The sequence below is a fragment of the Paenibacillus ginsengarvi genome, assembly GCF_003626695.1.
In the GTDB taxonomy this organism is placed as follows: Bacteria; Bacillota; Bacilli; order Paenibacillales; family NBRC-103111; genus Paenibacillus_AB; species Paenibacillus_AB ginsengarvi.
Map to the genome: position 1 here is coordinate 147,078 of NZ_RBAH01000009.1, position 20,002 is coordinate 167,079.

19 protein-coding genes and 1 pseudogene are annotated in these 20,002 nt (G+C 57.0%); 14 read left to right on the top strand and 6 right to left on the bottom strand.

Annotated elements, in window-relative coordinates; all coding sequences use genetic code 11:
* Positions 1-57: 57 nt before the first annotated feature.
* Positions 58-369: a TFIIB-type zinc ribbon-containing protein gene (locus D7M11_RS14480; protein WP_120747946.1), complete on the bottom strand. Its 312-nt coding sequence runs from the start codon at positions 367-369 to the stop codon at positions 58-60.
* Positions 370-489: 120 nt separating this feature from the next.
* Between D7M11_RS14480 and D7M11_RS14485 the strand changes: the two genes are divergently transcribed.
* Entirely contained in the window at positions 490-1,035 is a 546-nt protein-coding gene (locus D7M11_RS14485) for a GNAT family N-acetyltransferase (protein WP_120747947.1), read from the top strand.
* A gap of 75 nt (positions 1,036-1,110) precedes the next feature.
* Here the strand turns inward: D7M11_RS14485 and D7M11_RS14490 are convergent, their stop codons facing one another.
* Positions 1,111-1,542, bottom strand: coding sequence for a CBS domain-containing protein (locus D7M11_RS14490; RefSeq protein WP_120747948.1), 432 nt, complete (start codon positions 1,540-1,542; stop codon positions 1,111-1,113).
* 154 nt (positions 1,543-1,696) lie between these two features.
* Between D7M11_RS14490 and D7M11_RS14495 the strand changes: the two genes are divergently transcribed.
* From D7M11_RS14495 to D7M11_RS14510, 4 genes are all read left to right on the top strand, one after another.
* A complete protein-coding gene (locus D7M11_RS14495) occupies positions 1,697-1,990 on the top strand; it encodes an alpha/beta-type small acid-soluble spore protein (RefSeq protein WP_120747949.1) in 294 nt (97 codons plus the stop codon).
* A gap of 199 nt (positions 1,991-2,189) precedes the next feature.
* Entirely contained in the window at positions 2,190-3,401 is a 1,212-nt protein-coding gene (locus tag D7M11_RS14500) for a DegT/DnrJ/EryC1/StrS family aminotransferase (RefSeq protein ID WP_120747950.1), read from the top strand.
* A gap of 166 nt (positions 3,402-3,567) precedes the next feature.
* A complete protein-coding gene (locus D7M11_RS14505; protein WP_193556196.1) occupies positions 3,568-4,443 on the top strand; it encodes a sugar phosphate isomerase/epimerase family protein in 876 nt (291 codons plus the stop codon).
* Positions 4,444-4,599: 156 nt separating this feature from the next.
* A complete protein-coding gene (locus tag D7M11_RS14510; protein ID WP_120747952.1) occupies positions 4,600-4,908 on the top strand; it encodes a hypothetical protein in 309 nt (102 codons plus the stop codon).
* Between the two features lie 2 nt (positions 4,909-4,910).
* Here the strand turns inward: D7M11_RS14510 and D7M11_RS14515 are convergent, their stop codons facing one another.
* Positions 4,911-6,581 (bottom strand): ABC1 kinase family protein, encoded by a 1,671-nt coding sequence (locus tag D7M11_RS14515; protein WP_120747953.1) that lies wholly within the window; start codon positions 6,579-6,581, stop codon positions 4,911-4,913.
* 34 nt (positions 6,582-6,615) lie between these two features.
* Positions 6,616-6,915, bottom strand: coding sequence for a phasin family protein (locus D7M11_RS14520; RefSeq protein ID WP_240041111.1), 300 nt, complete (start codon positions 6,913-6,915; stop codon positions 6,616-6,618).
* 163 nt (positions 6,916-7,078) lie between these two features.
* Here D7M11_RS14520 and hrpB point away from each other — a divergent pair, with 163 nt between their 5' ends.
* Positions 7,079-9,610 carry an ATP-dependent helicase HrpB gene (hrpB, locus tag D7M11_RS14525; protein WP_120747955.1) on the top strand — a complete coding sequence of 844 codons (2,532 nt, stop codon included), beginning with the start codon at positions 7,079-7,081 and terminating at the stop codon, positions 9,608-9,610.
* A 22-nt stretch (positions 9,611-9,632) separates the two neighbouring features.
* Here hrpB and D7M11_RS14530 read toward each other — a convergent pair whose 3' ends face one another.
* Positions 9,633-10,223, bottom strand: coding sequence for a C40 family peptidase (locus D7M11_RS14530; protein ID WP_193556197.1), 591 nt, complete (start codon positions 10,221-10,223; stop codon positions 9,633-9,635).
* Between the two features lie 204 nt (positions 10,224-10,427).
* Here D7M11_RS14530 and D7M11_RS14535 point away from each other — a divergent pair, with 204 nt between their 5' ends.
* The 7 genes from D7M11_RS14535 (at position 10,428) to D7M11_RS14565 (ending at position 17,821) form a co-directional block, all read left to right on the top strand.
* Entirely contained in the window at positions 10,428-10,808 is a 381-nt protein-coding gene (locus D7M11_RS14535) for a hypothetical protein (protein WP_193556198.1), read from the top strand.
* 36 nt (positions 10,809-10,844) lie between these two features.
* On the top strand, positions 10,845-11,657 hold the full coding sequence (murI, locus tag D7M11_RS14540; RefSeq protein ID WP_120747957.1) for a glutamate racemase: 813 nt from the start codon (positions 10,845-10,847) through the stop codon (positions 11,655-11,657).
* 22 nt (positions 11,658-11,679) lie between these two features.
* Positions 11,680-13,545 (top strand): heparinase II/III domain-containing protein, encoded by a 1,866-nt coding sequence (locus tag D7M11_RS14545; protein ID WP_193556199.1) that lies wholly within the window; start codon positions 11,680-11,682, stop codon positions 13,543-13,545.
* Between the two features lie 216 nt (positions 13,546-13,761).
* Positions 13,762-14,598, top strand: a complete 837-nt coding sequence (locus D7M11_RS14550; RefSeq protein WP_120747959.1) for a class I fructose-bisphosphate aldolase — start codon at positions 13,762-13,764, stop codon at positions 14,596-14,598.
* A gap of 6 nt (positions 14,599-14,604) precedes the next feature.
* Positions 14,605-15,795 (top strand): Gfo/Idh/MocA family protein, encoded by a 1,191-nt coding sequence (locus D7M11_RS14555; RefSeq protein WP_120747960.1) that lies wholly within the window; start codon positions 14,605-14,607, stop codon positions 15,793-15,795.
* On the top strand, positions 15,764-16,999 hold the full coding sequence (locus D7M11_RS14560; RefSeq protein WP_240041112.1) for a carbohydrate kinase family protein: 1,236 nt from the start codon (positions 15,764-15,766) through the stop codon (positions 16,997-16,999). The genes D7M11_RS14555 and D7M11_RS14560 overlap by 32 nt, the downstream gene beginning before the upstream one ends.
* A 60-nt stretch (positions 17,000-17,059) precedes the next feature.
* The gene (locus tag D7M11_RS14565; protein WP_120747962.1) at positions 17,060-17,821 is read left to right on the top strand and encodes a DeoR/GlpR family DNA-binding transcription regulator; all 762 of its coding nucleotides are present in this window, start codon (positions 17,060-17,062) and stop codon (positions 17,819-17,821) included.
* Between the two features lie 69 nt (positions 17,822-17,890).
* Here D7M11_RS14565 and D7M11_RS37350 read toward each other — a convergent pair.
* Positions 17,891-18,028: pseudogene (locus D7M11_RS37350) on the bottom strand (LysR family transcriptional regulator); the annotation flags it as partial.
* Between the two features lie 105 nt (positions 18,029-18,133).
* On the opposite strand from D7M11_RS37350, the gene D7M11_RS14575 reads away from it, so the two are divergent.
* Positions 18,134-19,876, top strand: a complete 1,743-nt coding sequence (locus D7M11_RS14575; protein ID WP_120747963.1) for a Rieske (2Fe-2S) protein — start codon at positions 18,134-18,136, stop codon at positions 19,874-19,876.
* Positions 19,877-20,002 lie beyond the last annotated feature (126 nt).

Sequence of the window (20,002 nt, forward strand, 5' to 3'; positions counted from 1 at the left end):
GTCGCGATTGCCGATAATCGCGACTTTTTGGCTTTTATTAGGAAAATCGTATATGACTTAGTCGAACAAATCTCCGAATATATCCATTACATTTTTTTTCTTTTTATACTTCGGATAGTGGGAATCATGCTTCTTCTCTTCGTGAGAATACGTAGGCCGATCCTCATACACCGGTTTTCTCGACCGCTCCTGGTCGTGATCGCCGTACCATTTGTTGAACGGCTCGCGCACCTCACGGACGCCCTCCATCAGCTTGTCGAGCTCTCCGCGGTCAAGCCAGACACCTTTACAAGCGGGGCAGATGTCGATCAAGATGTCGTCTTTTTGCACTTCACGCATTTTTACATTATCGCATACCGGGCAGTACATACAGAACATTCCTCCTTATTCGCATGGAATCCGCTGCTTACGTCTACGATAACATGAGGAAGGCCCGACTGCAAAATCGGCGGATGCAAATGATTAGGAAAAAGAGAAGGGGAGAAGTCAGTGAAGAGCGCTTTACAAACCGAACGGCTCGTTCTGCGTGTGCTTGAGGAAGCGGATGCTGATCTTGCGCTGGATTATGTAACAAGAAACCGGGCGTTTCTAGCCCCGTGGGAGCCTGCACGTGAGCCTGAATACTTTACGATCGAGTCGCAGACGCGCGTGTTACGAAATGAAGCGGAGCTCATAAAAACCGGATCGATGATAAAATTGTGGATCTTCAAAACGGAACAACCAGAGCGGGCGATCGGAACGGTGACGCTCTCCAACATCGTCAGGGGGGCGTTCTTGTCTTGCCATCTTGGGTATAAGCTGGATCAGTCGGAACTGCGGATCGGCTACATGACGGAGGCTGTAAGGGAGGTGGTCCGCTATGCGTTCGAGGAGCTTGGCCTGCACAGGATCGAGGCGAATATTATGCCGCGGAATGAAGCGTCGATGAATGTGGTATGCAAGCTCGGTTTTTACGAGGAAGGACTGGCTTATCGGTATTTGAAAATAAACGGGGTATGGGAGGACCATATTCATATGGTGCTGAGGAACGAGTAGCTCGAGTAGAGCCACAGTCAAAGCAAAAAGGAGACGTCTTGGGTTGACATCTCCTTTGGGGTGAAGACGAAGCTGTTACCTGGATTGGGTTGAAGCTGCGGACGCGTTGAACAGCTGTCTTGAGCAATATTCGATGATGGCGCTTCTCGGTACGATGCCGATAAACTGATCGCGATCGTCGATGACCGGCACGAAGTTTTGCACGGTTGCTTTCGAGATCAGGTCGGTCATGTTGGCATCGATGTAAACCGGCTTGTTCTGCATCCGCATCGGTACGGCGGATAGATGATGGCGATGGGCGTTCTCGAACGTAACGTCCGTGCTGTTTTTGAAAAACCAGAGCAGATCGCCTTCCGTAATCGTGCCGATGTAATGTCCTTCCTCAGACAGCACTGGAACGGCCGTGTAGCGGTGAAACTCCATACGCTCCAGCGCCTGGCGAAGCGTAGACTGCGAAGTCAGGCATACGACTTCGTGTTTAGGTATAAGAAAGAATGCAATATTCATCAGGGTTCCCCTTACTTCTGTTATGATCTCCTTATCTATTATACAGGGAAAAAGGCGTTATGCCGAGCAGAAGCAATTGGATGAGCGCATATTTTCATCTATCTTCGTATATGCCGAACGCGATCTGGACACCTTACTGATGAGGTGATTCGATATGGCTAGAAGACGAAGCCGCCATTCGCCCGTCGTTCCCGGAGCCGGCCGAAGTCTCGATTCGTTCAAGGCTAAGGTGATGGAGCAGGAAGGTTATGCCGTCAGTCCGGCGGAGCCGAATCAGGTGAAGTTCGAAGTCGCGCGATCGCTCGGCATTCCTCTATCGCCGGGGAATAACGGCCAGCTCACGACCGAGAACGCCGGCAAAATCGGCGGACAAATCGGCGGGGCGATGGTGCGCGAAATGATCCGTATGGCTCAGCAGCAGCTGGTGGATAAACAAAACCGAATCTGAAATGTAAAGTCCGATACGCCCGAGGTTGCTTCAGAAGCTGCCGCAGGGCGATTTTTGTATGCGGACATGCCTCTATTCCTCTCGCAAATGTCCAATCCGGTGTCGGAATTGGCATACGGGCCGCCTTCGATTGCTCTACACTGTATGTAAAAGCCGCATCCGGTTCAGGAAACGGCGATTACGACAGGAGTGAACCAACATGGAAAAACTGGCGATTGACGGAGGAAGCAAGGGGCTTAGATCTCCTTTGGCACAGTGGCCGATCTACGGCGAGCTTGAAATGGAGCTATTGAAGGAAGTGCTCGAATCGGGCAAATGGGGAGGCGCCGGAGGCGGAGGGAAGCCCGGATACGAACCGAAGCTCCCGCTAATGGAGCGCAAATTCGCCGAGCTGCATGGCGCCGCGCACGCCGTCAGCGTTGTCAACGGTACGGTAGGGATCACAGTAGCCTTACAGGCAGCAGGATTAAAGCCGGGCGATGAGGTCATCGTGCCGCCGTATACGTTCATAGCAACCGCCTCTGCGGCGCTCGCTTACGGAATTATTCCGGTATTCGCCGATATTGAGGAAGATACGCTTCTGATCGATCCGGAAAAGGTCGTTCAGCGCATCACGCCGAAAACGAAAGCGATCATTGCCGTTCATTTGGCGGGCGCGCCGGCCAATATGACACGGTTGAAACAAATAGCGGCCGAGCACGGGCTGAAGCTGATCGAGGATGCCGCCCAGGCGGTCGGAGCTTCCTGGGAAGGACAAGGCGTAGGGTCGATCGGAGACCTCGGCACATTCAGCCTGCAATCGAGCAAAAACTTGAACGCCGGCGAGGGCGGCATCATTACGACGAATAACCGGGACTATTGGGAGAACGCGTGGTCCATCTGCAACGTCGGCCGTATTCCTTCGGGCGGCTGGTATCAGCACGAGCGGTTCGGCCAAAACTACCGGATGACCGAGTTTCAGGCAGCCATCGTCCTGGCTCAAATGACCCGGCTCGAGGAGCAGATGACGCGGCGGGAGCGCGGCGCAAAATTGCTGGATGAGCTGCTGGCCGAAGTTTCCGGTGTCAAGCTTCTGCATAACGATGCGAGAATTACGCGTCACGCTTACCATTTGTACATGTTCAAGCTGGATAAGAAATTAGCCGGCAAGGCGACCAAAGCCGATTTTATCCGCAAAGTTAACGCCGAGGGCGTTCCGCTCTCCGCCGGTTATGTCCCGCTGAACCGCAACGTCTCCATTCTAGAGACGACCAAGATGTGGACCGGGGAGGACCGTACGTACGAATGCCCTGTTTGCGAGACGATGTGCGAGAACGAAGCGGTGTGGCTGACCCAGAACGTGCTGCTCTCGGACGAGCAGGCGATCCGCGAGGTTGCCGAGGCGATTCGCAAAGTTGCGGCTTCTTATTAAGCCTGCCATCGCCCAAACCAGTCCTTTTCTCTAATCCGGAGGGGGGACTGGTTTTTGCTATGCGAAATTAGTACAATGGAACATAGCTTCTATTTTATTAATGGAAACGGAAGCTTTTGCCGAATGAACAGGTTCGGCGAATTCCAATTGATGAGGAGAGATTCGATTGACATTGTCGAACAAAATCGGTGTAATCGTAGACAGCTTCGGGATCGGCGTTCGCGAAGGGCTGAAAAAAGCGAAGGAAGTCGGTGCGGAAGGCGTTCAAATCTATGCGGTCAGCGGAGAAATGGACCCGGCGAACTTGTCTCCGGCGGCGCGCCGCGAATTGAAATCGTATATCGAGTCGCTCGGCCTGGAAATTTCCGCGCTTTGCGGCGATCTGGGCGGTCACGGCTTCCAGGATAAATCCGCGAATGCGGCCAAGGTGGAGAAATCGAAGCGTATCCTTGATCTCGCCAAAGACTTGGGCACGAACATCGTAACGACCCATATCGGCATCGTTCCGCAGGACCATAACGGCGAACTGTTCGAAACGATGCAGAAGGCGTGCGAGGAGCTCAGCCAATATGCGAGCAGCATGGACGGATTTTTCGCGATCGAAACCGGTCCGGAAACGTCGGCTCATCTGAAAAGCTTCCTCGACACGTTGTCCAGCAAAGGCGTGTCCGTTAACTTCGACCCGGCCAACATGGTCATGGTTACCGGAGACGATCCGGTGCAAGGCGTATATACGCTGAAGGACTATATCGTGCATACACACGTGAAGGACGGCATCCGCTTCAAAGAAGTCGATCCGCGCGAAATTTACGGCGCGCTCGGGTACGAGCCGATGGATCACGGCAAAATCGCCGAGATGGTGCGCTCCGGCGAAATTTTCAAGGAAGTTCCGCTCGGCGAAGGCAAAGTGGACTTCGACGCCTACTTCAAGGCGCTTGTCGATATCGGCTACAAAGGCTATTTGACGATCGAGCGCGAAGTCGGCGATCAGCCTGAGGTCGATATCCGCAAAGCGGTCGAGTTTATTAAACGTTATAAATAATCGCTTCCTACAAGTGAGGGTTGCTTCCGGATATCCGGCTGGCAGCCCTTCCCTTTCGTCATGCCGGTTTTTAGCATCCGGACTAGCCGCGGCAGGAGTATGGCGGGGGCGCGTCGAACAGTTGTAAGCAGAAGCAGAAAGGATGACAAAGAGCCGATGGGAAATGTATATCACACCTTTGACCACCGTTATGAGCTGTATGTAGAAGAAGCGTCGAACCGGCGGTATCATGTCGTTATTAACCTCTATTCGGAGCGCCAGCCCGTCGTCCTGCACGCCTATTCCGGCAAGGAGGAGGCGATAGCCGCAGCCCAGACGTTTCCGAAGCTATACCGGATCGCCGAGCAGAAAGGCTTTATCCTGGACGGTCAATCTTTCGAGCATCCGGACGGGAGGTCGGTGCACGTCTCGTTCGCGATGGAACCGGGGACGACGCCCGATCAATTCATGAAGGTGCTCCTCTAAAGTCAAAATCGTCCTGACTTGAAGATAGCGTGAATAAGCCAGACAAACAAAAAAATCGCGATGAAAAAGCCGATTTCCAGCGCCGGGATGTGCCACACTAAGCTGGCCTGCCGGTTCAGCGACGAGCCGATGATGAGCCCGCTCATGATGATGCTGAACGAAAGCAGGACGATGCTGAACGAGATGCGGTTGATGATCCGGTCGAGCTTCTGAAACAGCTTGTCGAGATCCGGGATTGCGAACTCGATCCGGCTTTTTTTAAGCGTGTTGATGACATCCTTCACATGCTTCGGGGCGTGCAGCAGCAGCTCGGCGAATTCGGCCAGCTCCTCCTTGAAGCTCTCCGCAATTTTTCCCGGCCGGTACTGCTCCAGCAGCAGTTTACTGCCGAACGGCTCGGCAATCCGCATCATGTTGATCTGCGGGTCTAATTGCTTAACGAGCCCTTCCACGGTCATGAGCGATTTGCCTACCAGGATGAAATCGGTCGGAATCCGGATGCGGTGCCGGTAAGCGACGCCCAGCAGATCCGTAACCGCCTCCCCGAGACTGATCGCGCTAAGCGGAACCTGCACGTATTTGTCGCGCAGCCTGTCGATATCGCGCCTCAGCTGAGCGAGGTCGACTTCTTCGGTTGCGAGCCGCATCCGGAGGACCGCATCCACGATTCCGTTCGTACTCTGCCGCATAAGCGCAATAATAAGCTTGGCGAAATGCCGCTTCATCTCCGGGTCCAGCCGGCCCACCATGCCGAAATCGAGAAAAGCGAGCGTATGATCGGGCAGCACGAGCAGATTGCCGGGATGCGGATCGGCGTGGAAAAAGCCGTCGATAAAAATTTGCTTCAGCATAGCCTGCACCAGCGTTTCTGCGATCCGTTTCGGATCGTACCCCATTGCGGCGAGCTGGTCGGGCCGGTTCAGCTTGATGCCGTCCATATATTCCGTTGTGAGCAGTATTTTGGAGCAGTAGTCGGTATACACCCGGGGAATCCGCACCGAGCCATCACGCGCGGACTGTCTGTACAGCGTTTCCGTATTCCGCGCTTCGATAGAGTAGTCAAGCTCCTCCGTTAGCGATTGACCGACATTATCCATAATCGCGCGAATTTGAAACCGTTTCGCCCACTCGAAGCGAGCTTCGGCGAGGACGGACAAATTTTGCAGGATCGAGAGATCGGTCCGGATCGTATCGGATATGGCGGGACGCTGCACTTTGACCGCCACACGTTCCCCGGTCTGCAGCACAGCTAGATGAACTTGCCCGATCGAGGCGGCGGCTACGGGAACAGGGTCGAACGATTCGAACTCTTGCTCCAGCCCGAGCCCCAGCTCCGACTCGACAATCTGCCTGACTTCCTCGAAGGAAAAAGGCGATACGTCGTCCTGAAGCTTCTCCAGCTCCCGCATGATCGGCTGGGGAATTAGGTCGGACCGCGTACTGGCGAGTTGTCCCAGCTTAATGAAGGTTGGCCCCAATTCTTCGATGACGCCGCGTATTCGTTCGCCGAGCGTCTTTTTGTCGGTTCTGGGAGCGGTCAAGCCGAGCCGGGCCGGGATGGACAGCAGATGAAAAATGTCCAGTTCCTCGACGACGAAGCCGAACCCGTGGCGCGTCAGGGCGACGGCAATGTCTCTGTACCGATTGATATGGCGTATCCGCCGTCCGATCATGCGGGTGACACTCCCTTCCAGACATAAGCACGGACTACGATGATGGCGTCTCCAGCTTGGCCAGACGCTGCTCGAGCCGTTCGATATCCTGCCGCGTCGCGACGTTCATCTCGGCAAGCAGCTTGTTCATAGAGTCGCGCATCATCCGCTTCATCTCGGACTCACCCTCCTCGCCTTTTTCGATCAGCTTCGCGACAAGCTCCTTCGATTCCGACGGAGCGACCTCTCCTTTTTTAACCAGCTCTTCGACGAGACTCTCGATTTTTTCTTTACTGGCAACGGTGATGCCGACGCCTAAGTAGAGCGCTTTTTTGATCAACTCGTTCACGGTCATTCTCCTTACTTCTCAGAATTGATGCTATTCTAGTTCCAGTTTGCCCAACATGTTTCTTCATTATGTTGGAAGCAGGCCGGTTGATGGAGAAGATGCCGTTCGGTATACTGGATTCGATTGCGTATATGAACTGGATTGCGATGCAGATGTGGGGGAACAGGCGTTGACTGTCATGCCGATCGATTCCGTATTGCCGGAATTGAAACAAAATCTTAATGAGCGCGGGTGCGCCGTACTCGTAGCCAAGCCGGGCGCCGGGAAAACGACGCGCGTGCCGCTTTCTTTGCTGGATTTGCCCGGACTTGCCGGGAAAAAAATTGTGATGCTTGAGCCGAGAAGACTTGCCGCGCGTTCGGCGGCCGCCTACATGGCCGCTTCGCTCGGAGAAACGGTAGGTCAAACAGTAGGATATCGCGTCAGAATGGATACGCGCGTAGGACCTGGGACACGGATCGAAGTCGTGACCGAAGGAATTTTAACCCGAATGCTTCAATCGGATCCGGCGCTGGAGGAGATCGGGCTTGTTATTTTCGACGAGTTCCACGAGCGGAGCCTTCATGCCGATGTCGGATTGGCGTTATGCCTGCAATCGCGAGAGCTGCTGCGCGAAGATCTGCATGTGCTCGTCATGTCCGCGACCTTGGATGCGGCGCCGGTAGCGGCGCTGCTTGGCGATGCTCCTATGATCGAGTGCGAAGGCCGCATGTATCCGGTGGAAACCCGTTACTTGCCGCGTAAGCCGGAAGGAAGACTAGAGGAGCTGGTGGCGAGGGCGATCGTACGGGCCACCGCAGAGGAAGAAGGGGACGCGCTCGTTTTTTTGCCAGGCACGGGAGAAATACGGCGGACCCAAGCGGCATTGTCCACGATGAAGCTGCCGGAGCACGTACAGGTGCTGCCTCTTCACGGCAGTTTGCCCCAGGATGCCCAGGATCGGGCTATTGCCCCGGCGAGACCCGGCACACGCAAAGTTGTACTGTCCACTTCGATTGCGGAGACAAGCCTGACGATCGAAGGCACACGAATCGTCATCGACAGCGGCTGGATGCGGATACCCCGCTTTTCGCCGCAAACCGGCATGAGCCGCCTTGAGACGGTGAGAGTGTCGGTCGCATCGGCCGATCAGCGTCGAGGCAGGGCCGGAAGGCTTGGACCCGGCGTCTGTTACCGCTTGTGGACGGAGCAGGAGCAGGCGTATTTCGTCAAACACGGAGTGCCGGAAATCCGCGAGGCCGATCTTGCGCCGCTGGCGCTGGAGCTGGCCGCCTGGGGGACCCCTGAGCCGGAGCAGCTGCGGTGGCTCGACGTTCCGCCGGCGGGAGCCTATACACAGGCTAGGGAGCTGCTTGCGATGTTCGGCGCGATCGATGGCAAAGAGGCCATCACCGCCCACGGCCGCGATATGGCGGCTAGCGGCCTGACACCGCGTCTTGCCCATATGGTGCTTAACGCCAAACGTCTCGGAATGGGAGAAACGGCCATCTTCTTGGCCGCTTTGTTAAACGAGAGGGATGTGTTCCGCGGCGACGGACCCGGGCCGGCCTCGGCCGATCTGCGCCCGAGAATGGAGCTGCTCCTTGCACACCGCGGCGGCGATAGCGGCGGAATGAACGGCGCGGCCGGGCTGCGTGCGGATGCGTCCGCGCTCCGGCGTATCGTTGCGGAGGCCGCCTCCTGGCGGCGAATGTTCCGCATCGAGGGCGGAAGCGGCGAGGTCGATAGCGCTTCGTGCGGCCTGCTGCTCGCCCTGGCGTTCCCGGACCGGATCGCCCAGAGCAGGGGAGACGGTCGTTATTTGCTCAGCGGGGGACGGGGCGCCGCGCTTGCTTCCGTGCAGACGATCTCGGCATCGCCTTATTTGGTTGCGGCTGAACTGGACGATGCCGGGACGGATAGCCGCATTCTGCTCGCAGCTCCAGTCGGCATCAAGGAGCTGGAAGCGGCCGTGCCGGGGCTTTTCACGCAGCAATCGGCCGTGGCATGGGACAGCTCGGTTCAGGCGGTCCGTGCGCGTTTCAGGAAAAAGCTGGGGGCTATTACCGTAAGCGACATTCCCGATCCGAAGCCGGACGAGGAGCTGACGGCGCAGGCGCTGCTTGAAGGCATCCGGACGGAGGGAATTCGGATACTGCCTTGGACCGGAGCGGCCGGCAAGCTCCGCGAACGCATCCTGTTCATGCGGAGGCATGAGCCGAATGCCGAGCCGAAGTGGCCGGATTTGTCCGAAGACGCGTTCGCTTCCGATCTGGAAAGCTGGCTTGCCCCGTATATCCGCGGCATGAGAAGCCGCAGCGATCTGGAGAAGTTGAATTTGGCGAATGTGCTTGAAGCCTCGCTTAGCTACGCGCAGCGCAGGCGCCTGGAGGAAGAGGCGCCGACGCATGTTGTCGTGCCTAGCGGCTCGCGTATTCCGGTCGAGTATGACGATCCGTCGGCGCCGATCCTTTCCGTAAGACTTCAGGAGCTTTTCGGCATGACGAGCACGCCGGTTATAGGCGGAGGCCGGGTTCCTTTAACGATGCATTTGCTGTCGCCTGCCAGACGGCCGGTACAAGTGACGCGCGATTTGGCGAGCTTTTGGCGGAACGCGTATTTCGAAGTGAAGAAGGATTTGAAAGGCCGTTATCCCAAGCACTACTGGCCGGACGATCCGATGACGGCGATTCCGACCAATCGCGTCAAGCCTAGAACTTAAGTTTCGGTCCTAACCGCTGTGGTCAGACAGAAACGGCTTGCTTTCTGCTACGCTCGGCGGCAAATCGTTTCCGCAGCGGAGCGTAATGACGCAAGCTGCCCGTGTAAACGAGCTTTACGTGGGGAGATCGGCTCAGATCGCCGGGCGTAGTAAGCTCCGGGCATTTGCCGCTGAGGGAAACGCCGCCCTTCAGAAACATCGCGGAAACGAACTGTGAGCAAAAATAAGCGTTGCTGCGGCTGATTTTCGTTCCGAAGGCGACACCGAGCAGTCCGATGCCGTTATATTTGTATTCGTTCTCGCTAAGCTCGAATTCCTTGACCGCCTGTACGATGCGCTCGTAAGCCGCGTGCCCGATTTCGCATTCGTAGACGGCGCAGGTCGTGTTGCGCTCCTCGCCCATAAAAAGCGGGCTGTGCATGTCTTCCTTGACGAAGCCTCCGCGCAGCGGGCTGGACGCTTCCTTTCTGCCGAAGCTGTATACGTCGCGCAGCGTCTCGTCAAACGCCAGAGAGGCGTGATTGTGCGGATCTTTCGTATACGTCTTGATCAATTTGGTGAGCCAGGTGCCCGTATCGGTCAGAACAATATATAGCTTCTTGTTCCGTTTCATCGTTTTCCACACCTCTGTAAGCTTTGTTGTTTCTATTGTAAAGGAGCTGCGAATGATCCAAAACGGACCAGTGGCGGAATAGGTATCTGGACTCTAGTAGGGGAAAAATACCGGACCGGCGGGAAAATACGCGGGTCATAACGCAGTGATTCGTGCTATGATAGACAAAGCAGCTCGGCGAGGCCGGCAATAATAAGAAAAAGCTTGGCGGTGATCGAGATGAACGAGCAGATCAAACGCGTGGCGGCAGAGCGCGCCGCTGCACAGGAGTTTGCGGTTCGGCGCGACTGGTCGGAAGATATCGAGCGGCTGGAGACTCGTCTCCGCGAGCTGCGCAAAGCGGCGATGACGGGACCGAGTCCCGGCGGCTCCGGCAAGCGGAGCGACGAGCCGGCTGCCACGCCGAGCACCGGCAGATCGATGCTGGAGAGCTTGGCCTATGCGCAGACGGTGCAGATTCGGCAGGAGCGTCCCAAGCGGGCAGGCCGGAAGTCGTGGAGGCCGGAAGTGTTCGAGCCGACGCTCGGGGACGACCCGCTGCCGGACAGCGGCCTGATGCCAAAACCATACCGCGGGAAGGCGTAGCCGAACCTCATCCAAGATTAAAGCGAGGAGCCCCATATGAGAATCGTTTTTTTCGATTCGGGCGTCGGGGGGCTTACGGTGCTGCGGGAAGCCGTCCGCAAGCTCCCTTCCGAATCTTACGCTTATTATGCGGATACGCTGAATGTGCCTTACGGTGTACATAGCAGGGAAGAAGTATATGAATTTGTCGTCGCTTGCATAGACGACATTATGCGCAGCTGCGAGGTGAAGGCGATTGTAATCGCCTGCAATACGGCAACCAGCGCTGCGATCGAGGAGCTTCGGGACCGGTATGCGTTCCCGATTATCGGCATGGAGCCGGCCGTCAAGCCGGCGCTGCAATACGTCCAGCAATCGGGCGGACGCGTCCTTGTGACGGCTACCCCGCTGACGCTTAAGGAACGCAAGTTCCAGACGCTCGTGCGGAAGCTGCAATCGCCTGAACAGGTTGATACGCTCGGACTGCCCGGGCTTGTCGAGTTCGCCGAGCGCGGCGTATTCGGCGGACCGGAGGTGGTCGCTTACTTGCGCGAGCAGTTCGCGCCGTTCGAGCTTCAGCGTTATGGCGCGATTGTGCTCGGCTGTACGCATTTCGTATTTTTCCGCGATTCGATCCGCGAGGTTGTACCGCCTCATGTCGTATTGATGGACGGCAACGACGGCACGGTCAATCAACTGATACGCGTTCTCGGAACGAATGTCAGGGAACGGGCCGAATCGGCCGAAGGCATTTTGTTTATGTCCTCGAAAGGGACGGAAGAAGATAAACGCAAGCTATCGGATTTTACAGACATGACCAAGTACCGTTATCGAGCTTCCGCCCGCGCTTCACAAAAGCGAAAGGGATAAGCCTCTGATGTTTTATTCAAAGTTGGATCAGACGAGCTCGAAGCGGCTGCTGCTTCCGGCTCAGTCGTTTAAGCCGTTTCCGCAATATACGGATCGTGCCTCTTGGAACGCGATTTCACAAGCGGTCGCCGGCATGTGGACCCAGTGGGCCGAGGAAAGGCTGGATTTCACATGGCCGGCGCTGCCCGCGGTCCGGTATATGGATTATGTCCGCGACGGCAACCGTTCCCGGTACGAGCAGCTTTATTTCACGCGCCGCCGGGCGCTTTGCGAGCTTGTGATCGGGGAGTGCGTCGAAGGGCGGGGCCGTTTTATCGAGCAGATCGTTAACGGCATCTGGTGTTTGTGCGAAGAATCGTATTGGGTCATACCCGCCCATCTGTCGATATCGAAGCAAAGCGCCGGCTCCGCCCTGCCTGACGTAACGGACCCCGTGATCGACCTGTTTGCCTCCGAAACGGGAGGCTTGCTCGCCTGGACGGCATATTTGCTTGCAGACCGGCTGAACGAGGAGAGCCCTATGCTGGTACAGCGAATCCGTTATGAACTGAATCGGCGTCTGATGGTGCCGTTTTTGGAACGCGACGATTTCAGTTGGATGGGCTTTACAGGCCGGAAGGTGAACAACTGGAATCCGTGGATCATTTCCAATTGCCTCGCCGTATTTCTTTTGCAGGAACAGGAGGCCGAACCGCGCAGCCGCGCCATAGAAAAAGCGGCGAAATGTCTCGATTTCTTCGTTGGCGTTTATCATGCCGACGGCGGCTGCGACGAGGGGCCGGGTTATTGGGGCCGTGCGGGTGCTTCCTTGTTCGACTGCATGGAGCTGATCCATTTGGCCTCGGACGGGCAAATCAGCTTTTATGAGGAAGAGCTCGTCAGACAGATCGGCCGCTATATTTACCGGGCGCATATCGACGGCAATTATTACGTCAATTTCGCCGACGGCAATGCCAGAATCAAAATAGCGGCGGATATCGTATACCGTTACGGCAAGCGGATCGGCGATAGCCGGATGGCCGGGTTAGGGGCGAGCGCCTTTCACGGCAACGGCGTAAACCGCGACTCGTTCGGGTCGCCGATGCGCATTCTCGGCAAGCTGTTCGACGCCGGCGAGCTGCTTGCCGCAGACGGGGCCGCTCCCTACGAGAGAGACGTATGGCTTGCGGATACGCAAATATTCGCAGTCCGGGAGAAAGGCGGCAGTTCGGAGGGGCTGTACGTAGCCGCCAAGGGCGGGCACAACAGCGAGAGTCATAATCATAACGACATCGGCCATTATATCGTTTATTACAACGGCCGCCCGTTTCTGATCGATGCGGGTGTGGAGAATTATACGAGCAAGACGTTCAGCTCGCGCCGCTATGAAATATGGACGATGCAGTCCGATTATCACAGCGTCCCGACTGTTGGCGGCGTGCAGCAGCAGGCGGGGGCCGCCTTTCGTGCGACAGACGTCTCGTACGAGGCGAGCGACGAGGGCGCTTCCGTATCGATGAATATTGCTGCCGCTTATCCGAAGGAGGCCGGCATCGTAGCCTGGCGGCGTCATGTCGGGTTGAAGCGCGCGAGCGATGGCGTTTCGCTCGAGATCGGCGATACGTTCGAGCTTGCGGCCGCGACGGACGATGTAATACTGAACATCTTGTCACTGCCGGAGCCGCGTATCCTTGCGGACGGACGTATCGAGCTGTCGAACCCGCTTGGCGAAACGATCGCGCTGCACTATGACGGCAGCCGGCTTTCGGCCGAGGTGGAGCCGATCGTCGTCACGGATTCCAAGCTGCTGGCGGTGTGGGGAGAGAAGCTGCATCGGATCAAACTGAGCATGATGGAACCGGCGGCGGAAGGCTCGTTCGTGATGCGTATCGAAGCGGTGCGGAGTTAGCGGAGGCGGACTTCTGGCGGCGGGGAGCTGTACAAGCTGCTCGTCCATCATTCATAAAGGACAGTGCGGAGCCGCGAAACGGCGCTCAGGCACTGTCTTTTTTTTGCTGCGTCTTCATTCCGGTATAGACAAATTCGATGTTTAAATGTAACATTATAAATGTTATAAACGAACATTATTCATTGTAGAACGAAAATACGATACCGGAGGTCACTTATGTCTATCGGACCGAGAATGAACCGCCTGTTCGGCGAAGACGGCAAATGTTTCGACGTGGCGATCGATCACGGATTTTTTAACGAGGTTTCGTTTCTGAGCGGCATTGAAAATATGAAGCAGGCGATTCGTACGATTGTGGATGCGGACCCCGATGCGATCCAGCTCAGCCCGGGTCAGGCCGGACTGCTGCAGAGCATTCCGGGGAAGAAAAAGCCATCGCTCGTTTTGCGTACGGATATCGCGAATGTGTACGGCAAATCGCTGCCGTCGCATCTGTTCAGCGAGCTGATCCAGAACCCGGTGGAGCAGGCTGTCCGACTTGACGCTGCTTGCGTCGTCGTCAATTTGCTGCTGCTGCCGAATCAGCCGGAGCTGTACCGCCAGTGCGTGCAAAATGTGTGCCGGCTGAAGCCGGAATGCGAGCGGTACGGCATGCCGCTGATGGTCGAGCCTCTGGTCATGCTGCCGAACGAGACGCACGGCGGCTATATGGTGGATGGCGATCTGAATAAAATCGTACCGCTCGTCCGTCAGGCGGTCGAGCTGGGTGCGGATATTATTAAGGCCGATCCTTGCGACCGCCTGGAGGAATATCATCTGGTAGTCGAGGCTGCTTCCGGCAAGCCGGTTCTCCCGCGCGGAGGCGGCCGGGCGCCGGACGAAACGATATTGTCCCGCACGTACGAGCTGATGCAGCAAGGCGCCTCCGGCATCGTCTACGGCCGCAATGTCATTCAGCACGCCAATCCGGATCGAATGACCAGAGCGTTTATGGCGATTGTGCATGAAGGTGCAGCGCCCGGACAAGCGATGGCGATCCTTCGCGGGGAGTGATAGAATATGGAAAAAACGATTATCCGCTTCGGCGTCATCGGCTGCGGCCTGATGGGCAAGGAGTTTGCCAGCGCCGCCGCCCGCTGGTGCCATCTGAGCGACGTCAACTTCGAACCGCGCATCACGGCGGTGTGCGACGCCAGCCCCGCTGCGTCGGAATGGTTCCGGCTGCAGGTGCCGAGTGTAGCCAAGTCGTATACGGATTACCGCGACCTGCTCGCCGACCCTGATGTCGACGCGGTCTACTGCGCTGTGCCGCACCATTTGCACGCCGATATGTATATCGATATTGTTCGCGCCGGCAAGCATCTGCTCGGAGAGAAGCCGTTCGGGATCGATCAGGCGGCGAATGATCGCATTCTGGAGGAGATGGCGAAGCATCCGGACGTTCTCGTCCGCTGCTCGTCGGAGTTTCCGTTTTATCCGGGGGCTTACCGGATCGGACAGTGGGTGCGCGAAGGGCGCTTCGGCAAGCTGATCGAAGTCGAAGCCGGCTTCTGGCACAGCAGCGACCTCGATCCGCATAAGCCGATCAATTGGAAGCGGCGTGTCGCCACGAACGGCGAATACGGCTGCATGGGCGATCTGGGCATGCATGTGCTGCATTTGCCGCTCCGGTTTGGCTGGGAGCCCAATAGCGTGCGGGCGCTGCTGCAAAAAACGGTGGAGGAGCGGCCGGACGGCAAAGGCGGCACCGTACCTTGCGAGACGTGGGACAATGCGATACTCGCCTGCGACGTCATGCAGGCCGATCAGAAGTTTCCGATGGTGCTGTCAATGAAGCGGATCGCACCCGGCCATGCCAATACGTGGTTTATCCGGATTAACGGAACCGAGCTTTCGGCCGAATATTCCACGAAAAACCCGAAGCAGCTGCTGTCGATGCCTTATACGCCCGGCGGCGAGCAAGCCTGGCATACGCTTGACGTTCCGTATCAGTCGGCTTATTCTACGATCACGGGAGGCATTTTCGAGTTCGGATTTTCCGATTCGATTTTGCAAATGTGGGCGGCTTTCTGCGACGAGCTGACGAACCGGTCCGACATGCGGCAGCCGCTGCACTGCGCCACGCCGGAGGAAGCTGCGCTCAGCCACCGGCTGTTCACGGCGGCCATACACTCGGAACGCACCGGGCAGACGGTGTCGTTAGGCAGGGGGGATACGCTTGAAGTTTCCTCGCGAGGGGCAGGAGCTTGACCGTATGACGCTGCCGGCTTATCCGGCGGCCGATGTCATTGTAGCGGGCCATATATGTCTGGACGTCATCCCCGATATGGGGACGGCCAGTCTGGCCGCGCTTGGCGTGCCGGGGGCGCTCGTGAATGTCGGAGGCGCGCTGCTGTCCACCGGCGGAACGGTCGCCAACTCGGGACTCGCCTTGCACCGGCTTGGCGCGAACGTGCGGCTGATGGGCAAAATCGGCGACGATCCGTTTGGCCGTCTCATCGCCGAGCATTTGGAGCGGCAAGGCGACGGCTTATCGAGCGGCCTGATTGTCGGCAGCGGAGAAAGCGAGCGCAGCTCGTACAGCATCGTCATCAGTCCGCGCGGCTCGGACCGGATTTTCCTGCATTGTCCCGGCACCAACGATACGTTCGCGGCAGACGACGTTACGGAGCAGTCGCTAGCGGGCGCGAAGCTGTTTCATTTCGGCTATCCGCCGCTCATGAAGGCGATGTACGAAGACGGCGGGCGCGAGCTGGAAAAGCTGCTGGCCAAGGTCAAGGCACAGGGGCTCACCGTGTCGCTGGATATGTCGCGGCCCGATCCGGATTCTCCGGCGGGACGCGTCGATTGGCGCAGCGTGCTGAAGCGGGTGCTGCCGTACGTAGACTTGTATTTGCCCAGCTGGGAAGAAACGCATTATATGCTTGGCGGAAGAGAAGGCTTCGACCCGGAGAAAGCCCCGGAAGGCAAGCTGCTGGCCGACTATTCCGCGGAACTGCTCGATATGGGAGCGGCTCTCGTCGGTCTGAAGCTGGGAGAGGAAGGGCTGTATATCCGGACGACGGCGAGCCGCGACCGTTTGGAAGCGATGGGCGCCTGCGCGCCGCGGGCGGGAGCCTGGCTGCACCGTGAACTGCTTGCGCCATGTTTTGAGACGGAGGTTGTCGGCACTACGGGGGCGGGCGATTGCACGATAGCCGGGTTTCTGTGCGGCTTGCTTCACGGCTTGACGATCGAACAGACGCTGACCGCCGCGGTAGGCGTAGGCGCGTGCAGTGTGGAGTCGCTTGATGCCACAGGAGGGATCGTGCCGTGGCCGGATACGCTCCGGCGCATAGAGGCGGGCTGGAGCCGACGGACCCTTACGCTCCGGCTGAACGGATGGAGCCGTTTGGATGGCGGCGACGGGACCTGGATGGGACCGTATGACAAACCGGAGTCCGTTTCGCTATAATAGAGATGTTCTATATTTTGCGATCTGTTAGGATCGGCGATACGGAGTGAAGAGACGGGAATGCGGCTTCAATTGAACGAGAGGCAGAACGACATATTAACCGAGATTCAGCGCGACGGCGAAGTGAAGATCAGCGATCTGAAGGAACGATACGAGGTGACGGACATGACGATCCGGCGCGACCTCGAAAAGCTGGAATCGTTAGGTCTTGTACGCCGGACGTTCGGCGGGGCGATCCCTGTCACGCTGGACGTTTCGCTGAAGGAGCGCGACGCGGTGCATACGGACGAGAAAGTCCGGATCGGCAAAGCTGCCGCAGGTCTCGTTCAGCCGCACGAGGCGATCTTCATCGACGGCGGAACGACGACGCTCCAGGTGGCGCACCATCTCGATCCCGACAGCTCGATTACTGTTGTTACGAACGCGCTGAACGTCGCAACCGTGCTGCTGGACAAAGGCATTCATACGATCGTCGCCGGCGGAACGCTGCTCGAGAAAACCGGCTCGATGATCGGTCCGATCGCCATCGGAACGCTCGCCTCCATGGCATTCGACCAGGTGTTCCTCGGCACAACCGGCATGACGGCCGAGCACGGTTTCAGCAACTCCAACTCGTTCGAGGCGGAGCTGAAACGGCAGGCGATGAAACGGGCGGCGAAGGTTACTGTCGTCGCCGACGGAAGCAAGTTCGGCGAGCGGTATTTGCACTCGTTCGCCAGCATGAAGGACGTGCACCGCGTCGTCACCGACCGGGAGCCTCAACAGGCGATAGCACGGGCTGCCGCGGATGCAGGTCTGACTATTATTGTCGCTTCCTTCTGAAGGGAGACGACAGGAACATAAAAACCAAGAGCCGACGGACTCGTTCGGGCTCTTGTTTTCTTTTAAGATTCAAAGCTTCGCCTGAATCCCTTTTAAGAACGTATCGGCAGTGGCCGAAAAGACCTGGTGCTTTTTCCAAACCATATTTAAACCGGATTCAAGTCTCGGCTCTAATGATCTAAAACAAAGATTGCTATCGCTGGATGTGATTTGTACTTCAACTTTATAAATATAATTATTTAAAAACTATTCTAAATATGCTACTGTAGGAAATGAGGAAAGCCAATCAAATTGGGAATTGGAGGCGGTTTCATGAACGGTTGGATTCAGGCAGGTACGATAGATGAGCTTCGGGAGCAAGGTCCGAAGCTGATTAAGGGAGGCATTGTAGTTTTCTATCACGAGGATGAAGTGCATGCGCTGGATAACCGTTGTCCGCATCTCGGTTTCCCTCTTCACATGGGAAGCTTGTGCGACGGCATATTGACATGCCACTGGCATCATGCGCGGTTTGACGTATGCAGCGGCGGAACGCTCGATCCTTGGGCAGACGATGTTCCCGTACACGACCTAACCGTTCGTGACGGGTTGATCTGGGTTAATCCGAATCCCGGAAACGGCAATCCAGATCAGCTTTATAGAAACCGGCTTCAGAATGGCCTTGAACAAAATATCGGTCTGGTCATAGCCAAAGCTATAGTCGGTTTAATCGAGGCGGGTGTTCCCGAAACGGAAATCGCAGCGATCGGGATCGAATTCGGGGTCAAACAACGGAGACAAGGCTGGGGCTCGGGATTAACGATTCTAACGGCGATGGCTAACGTTCTGCCCAAGCTTGATAAACAAGGACGCATTCTTGCCTTGTTTCAAGGGATGCTGCATACGGCGCGCGACGCGGCCGGAAGCGGAACGCGCTTCTTGCTCGACCCGCTCCCGGGTACCGGCGTCTCTGAAGAACGATTGACCAAATGGTATCGCGATTGCATCGAGGTTCGGGATACGCGCGGCGCCGAACGCGTGCTGCTCACTGCCATACGGGAGGGAGCTGACGAGAAGCGGTTATTTTCTATGATGAGCATGGCGGCGACGGACCATTTTTATGTGAACGGAGGCCATACGCTCGATTTCCATAATAAAGCATTCGAGAGTTTGAAGTATGTTGGGCACGCACAGCGCAAGTATGTGATGGCTTCTCTTGTTCCGATGCTGGGAGACACCACGCGCAGCGAAGAGCTTCACAGCTGGCAGTCCCCGGTAAATCTGGTCCAACCGTTGAAGGAAGCTTTTGAGGAGCTGGAGAAGAAGGGAGTTTCAACTGGAAATGAAGTCTGCGGCATCGACGAAGAGGAACTGCTCCAAGCGCTGCTCGGAGACGATCCGCTGCGGACAGTCCGCATGCTGAAGGATGCTCTGCTCGGTGGTGCTTCGCCGGTGCATCTCTCGCAAATTGCTGCATTGGCGGCGGCGGAGCGAGTAGTCCGTTTCCATACGCAGAACGATTTCGGGGACTGGCTGTCGGTGCTGCATACCTTTACGCATGCTCACGCCGTTCACGAAGGCTTGATCCGTTCCGCCGATCCGTCATGGCTGGTTCGCGGCATATTCCATACGGCGGCCACGATTTATCTCGACCGGTTTTTGAACATTCCGGCTGCCCCAAGACCGGCTGCTAGAGCCCCCGCTGAGGAAGCTCCTAAGCCTGCGGAGCTATTGGAGCTTCTCGACAAGCAGCAGCAGGTGGCGCCGGCGGCGGCGTGGGTGATGCACTATCTGTGCAGCGGCGGAAAGCCGGAGGCTTTATTCAACGTACTGGGTCATGCGCTGCTTCGAGAGGATGCGGAGTTCCATTCCTTCCAGATGTACGAAGCGGCCGTTTCAGAGTATGACCGCTGGGCTTCCGTGCCGGGGCCGTTCGCCGAGAAAGCCCGTGAAACGCTGCTTCTTGCGGTTACCCGTTATTTGGCGGCGCATGCTCCGACTTCCCGAGAGACGCCTCATACGGCGAAAATTGCCTGGCGGCTCCATCGCGGCGAAAAATTGTTCGAAGATGAGTAGGGCGTTGCCCGCCTGAAGAGCTCTTTTGATAACATCAGAATTTATACGTTTTGAGCGAAGCTTGGTGATTCTGATGTTGCAAGAAAAGCTACCGCTAAACACGAATGCTCATCATCGAAAGGCTTC

Excerpts from the sequence above, each read along its gene's own strand:
- D7M11_RS14480 (WP_120747946.1), bottom strand. The coding sequence starts at position 369 with ATGTACTGCCCGGTATGCGATAATGTAAAAATGCGTGAAGTGCAAAAA.
- D7M11_RS14490 (WP_120747948.1), bottom strand. The coding sequence starts at position 1,542 with ATGAATATTGCATTCTTTCTTATACCTAAACACGAAGTCGTATGCCTG.
- D7M11_RS14495 (WP_120747949.1), top strand. The coding sequence starts at position 1,697 with ATGGCTAGAAGACGAAGCCGCCATTCGCCCGTCGTTCCCGGAGCCGGC.
- D7M11_RS14500 (WP_120747950.1), top strand. The coding sequence starts at position 2,190 with ATGGAAAAACTGGCGATTGACGGAGGAAGCAAGGGGCTTAGATCTCCT.
- D7M11_RS14510 (WP_120747952.1), top strand. The coding sequence starts at position 4,600 with ATGGGAAATGTATATCACACCTTTGACCACCGTTATGAGCTGTATGTA.
- D7M11_RS14515 (WP_120747953.1), bottom strand. The coding sequence starts at position 6,581 with ATGATCGGACGGCGGATACGCCATATCAATCGGTACAGAGACATTGCC.
- D7M11_RS14520 (WP_240041111.1), bottom strand. The coding sequence starts at position 6,915 with ATGACCGTGAACGAGTTGATCAAAAAAGCGCTCTACTTAGGCGTCGGC.
- D7M11_RS14530 (WP_193556197.1), bottom strand. The coding sequence starts at position 10,223 with ATGAAACGGAACAAGAAGCTATATATTGTTCTGACCGATACGGGCACC.
- murI (WP_120747957.1), top strand. The coding sequence starts at position 10,845 with ATGAGAATCGTTTTTTTCGATTCGGGCGTCGGGGGGCTTACGGTGCTG.
- D7M11_RS14550 (WP_120747959.1), top strand. The coding sequence starts at position 13,762 with ATGTCTATCGGACCGAGAATGAACCGCCTGTTCGGCGAAGACGGCAAA.
- D7M11_RS14555 (WP_120747960.1), top strand. The coding sequence starts at position 14,605 with ATGGAAAAAACGATTATCCGCTTCGGCGTCATCGGCTGCGGCCTGATG.
- D7M11_RS14565 (WP_120747962.1), top strand. The coding sequence starts at position 17,060 with ATGCGGCTTCAATTGAACGAGAGGCAGAACGACATATTAACCGAGATT.
- D7M11_RS14575 (WP_120747963.1), top strand. The coding sequence starts at position 18,134 with ATGAACGGTTGGATTCAGGCAGGTACGATAGATGAGCTTCGGGAGCAA.